This window comes from Streptomyces calidiresistens, assembly GCF_014141525.1.
GTDB lineage: Bacteria > Actinomycetota > Actinomycetes > Streptomycetales > Streptomycetaceae > Streptomyces > Streptomyces calidiresistens.
The window spans coordinates 1-2,291 of record NZ_VKHS01000820.1; the positions used below are offsets into that span (position 1 = coordinate 1).

The 2,291-nt window shown below is 76.4% G+C and carries 1 protein-coding gene; it reads right to left on the reverse strand.

The window, feature by feature from the left end; all coding sequences use genetic code 11:
• Positions 1–2,113 (reverse strand): phage holin family protein (locus FOE67_RS23115; protein WP_323385344.1); only part of this gene is annotated, 2,113 nt, incomplete at its 3' end.
• Between the last annotated feature and the right edge of the window lie 178 nt (positions 2,114–2,291).

Consider the following 2,291-nt stretch of genomic DNA (forward strand, 5'->3'; position numbering starts at 1 on the left):
CGCCCTCCCGGCTCTCCCCGCTCCCCGTTCCGACCACCGGGTCCGGCGAGAGGGCACGCGAGGGGTCGTCCAGGCTCCGGGGCATCAGCAGGAAGGCCTCGTTCTGCTCACCGCCCAGACCCCCGTGCGAACCGATCTGCTGCTCGAAGGCGTGCACGGCCCCCGTGTCGGGATCCACGGCCGAGTTGACCATGATGTCCGGGGTGTTCGGGAAGCGCGCGGTGCGCAGCACCCGGGCCGCGGCGCCGGGGCCGAAGGGGGCCAGCGGATCACGGCCGGTGATCCTTCCGTCGAGCAGTCGGTGCTCGCCCCCGCGGCCGAGCACCACCGGCCCGTGCCGCTCGTCCTCCACCAGCACGAACCCGATGCCCGGATGCCCGGCGAGCAGCGGGAGCAGCGCCGGGTGGACGGCGTCGATCCGCTGCCGGGTGGCCCGCCCCGCCAGGTCCGGCAGGGAGATCAACCCGAGGTTGCCCGACCCGAGAACCACCGGGTCGGTGCCCGGTCGCCCGGTGCCCGCGGCGGGTTCGGGGGCGGGAGCCCACCGCCGGGGCGCGTCCGGCGGGATGTCCGGCGCCCCGCCGACGGGGCGCAGCCGGGCGATCCCGGCACGCCCCGTCCCCGCCCCCTCCTCGGGGCGGTGGAGGGCCACCCGGACCGCGCCCCGCGCCTCGGCACCGGACTCGTGCCGGGGCCGGCGCTCCCGGGGCAGCGGGGCACCGCACCCGGTGCGCACCAGTGTCTCCAGCCGCATCCCGTAGGCCGACTCGAAGGTCTCGCCGTGGCTCTGCCCGTGGTCGGAGAGGAGAACGAGGTGGTAGGGGCGCGGGGCGTGCTCGATGGCGCGTTCGATCAACTCCACACAGCGGTCGAGTCGGGTCAGCACCTTCAGGGCGTCGGGGCTGCGCGGGCCGGAGTGGTGGGCGACCTCGTCGTAGGCGACCAGGTCCGCGTAGACGGCGCGCCGTCCGGTGAGGACGTCGCCCAGGACGGCGGCGAGCACCACGTCGCGCTGCACGACCGTGGCGAACGCGCGGACGAAGGGGTAGAGGCCGCCCCGGGGCACCCGGGGCCGGTCGCCGCGCACCCGGGACCGGCAGGCCTGGACGACCTCGCGGACGACCTCGACCACGAAGGATCCGGCGGTGCGCACGGCGTGCGCCGGGTCGGAGAAGTAGGCGAAGTAACCGGCCCGCGACCGTCGGCGGCCGAAGGCCGGTCTGCCGGCCACCGACAGCACGAGGGCCGACTGCTCGGCCCCGCCGGTGAAGAGGTTCCCCCGACTCGCCCCGCCGTCGGCCAGCAGGCCGGGGGATCCGGTGCGCTCCCGGGCACGGCGTTGCATCTCCACCGCGCTGGAGGGCCGGTTGCTGACCATCAGCGTGCCGGTCTCCTTCTCGTACCAGCGGAAGGCCGGCACGGCGTGGTTGCTGCCGTGCAGGATGCCGAGTTGCGCGGCCCCCGTCTGGCTCTGCCAGTCGGTGTGCCAGGGCAGCAGGCGGTGGGTGTCGGCGCACAGCCGGGCGACGGTCGGCATCAGCGGGTCGGGGCCACCGGTCGCCTCGCGCAGGAGCCGGTGACCCACTCCGTCGAGTTGCAGGAAGACGAAGCCGGGGGTGGCCTCGGCGGCGGGCCCGTCCGTCCGGCGCTCCCAACCGCGCAGGCCGGCCATCCGACGCAGCCGACGGCGCAGCACCCGCGGGTCCCGGGTGGCGAGTCCGGTGCCGGTGGCCGAGGTGGTGGCGGAGAGCACTGCCGCGACCACCACGGCCGTGCCGGTGCCGACCTCTCCCCTGCCCTGCGGCAGGAGGGTCAGCGCGAGCCACAGCAGGGAGCCGTTGAGCAGGAAGACCAGCGAGCCCAGGGCCAGGGCCGGCACCAGCAGCAGGGCCCGCACCAGCCACGGCCAGACGAGGGCGCCGAGGAGGCCGAAGACGGCCGCCGCGAGGGCGGCGGTGACGCCCATGCCGGTCGGTGAGTCGTCCTCGGGGTGCTGGAGCCGCAGGCGCGGCAGGAGGCCGGCCAGGACGATCAGGGTGAGGGTGCCCACAGCCCACACCGCGAGCCCGCGCAGCAGGGCTCCCGCCAGTCCGCGCCGCACCGCTTCGCGCACGGAACCGCCTTTCGTGTCGTTACCGCCCCGTTGGCCCCACCGGTCCGGGTCCGTCCGGTCCGGGGTTGGGGCCATTCTCCCGGAGGCGCCCGGCCGCACGGGGGCCGGGGCCGGCCCGACGGTCCGGGCGGTGTGCCGCGTAGGCTGCGGGGAGCGGGGTCGTCGACCCGTGCCGGGC